The sequence below is a fragment of the Polaromonas sp. P4_H1 genome, assembly GCF_056400945.1.
Genome location: NZ_JBFUKG010000045.1, coordinates 1 through 899 on the forward strand (window position 1 = coordinate 1; position 899 = coordinate 899).

The following is an 899-nucleotide window of genomic DNA, read 5'->3' on the forward strand; positions in this document are numbered from 1 at the left end:
GACAACATGCGATTCGATCCGAACTACGTGATCGAAATCTGAGGGAGGCTGGGGTGACTGCCGGCGACCGCTCATCAAAGAATCTATCATCGGTACCTCTACCGGTAGCGCTCCTGTGGCAACGCGGCTGGCCGCCCGCCGCGGAGCTTTTCTGGTCGCGCATTAAAGAAATCGGCGACGTGCCACGGGACGAAGTCGCTACGGATTTCTGGTCTGGGGAGAAGGAGCGTTGCAAAGAGGCATGCAAAACTCTCGCCGACCTGTTGCTCGCCGAAGGCCACGGCAAGGAAGCACTCAGTGCACTGATGCTGGCGGCAGATCCGACTGAGCCACAGACCCTCGAGATCGTGCTGCCACAGCTTGCCTTTGCCATCGAACATTTATGGGAATGGCCGACGGCAAGGGTTACCAAGCACCAAGTTCTGCAGCGTCTCGGCGTCTGGTGTCGAGTCGCTCAGGGTGATTTTGCAGACAATGGCAGCAGTATCTTCCGGATTGTCCGGCTCGAGATGTTGAACCAGGACGACCCTTTGGAGGGTCTACCGCCGACGCGCGTACAGAACGAAAATGGTCAGGAAGGCGAGCCGAAGGAACCGGGCATCGTCGTCATGCCGAAGGGCAAAGCAACAAAACTCAACGACTACCAGTCTGAATTCAAGGACCTGGTGGACGCCAAGCTACCGCTGCGGTTTGCCAGAGACATCGGCGCCGTGCGCGCAAAACTAATGGCGGAATACCCTCATGCCATTGGCGCGATCGACCTGTTGCTGCGCGACCTGCGTGAAGGTGAGCCGGTGCGGCTTTCGCCGATTTTGCTGACGGGTCCCGCAGGCGTAGGCAAGACACGGTTGGTGCGCAGACTTTTCCGCGACCTGCTTCGCATAGGTGTGTATCGCTAT

The 899-nt window shown here is 58.5% G+C and carries 1 protein-coding gene; it reads left to right on the top strand.

Annotated features, from left to right (window positions below; genetic code table 11):
* Positions 1 to 53: 53 nt before the first annotated feature.
* On the top strand, positions 54 to 899 hold an 846-nt coding region (locus AC1DS5_RS24945; protein WP_477720930.1), incomplete at its 3' end, for an ATP-binding protein.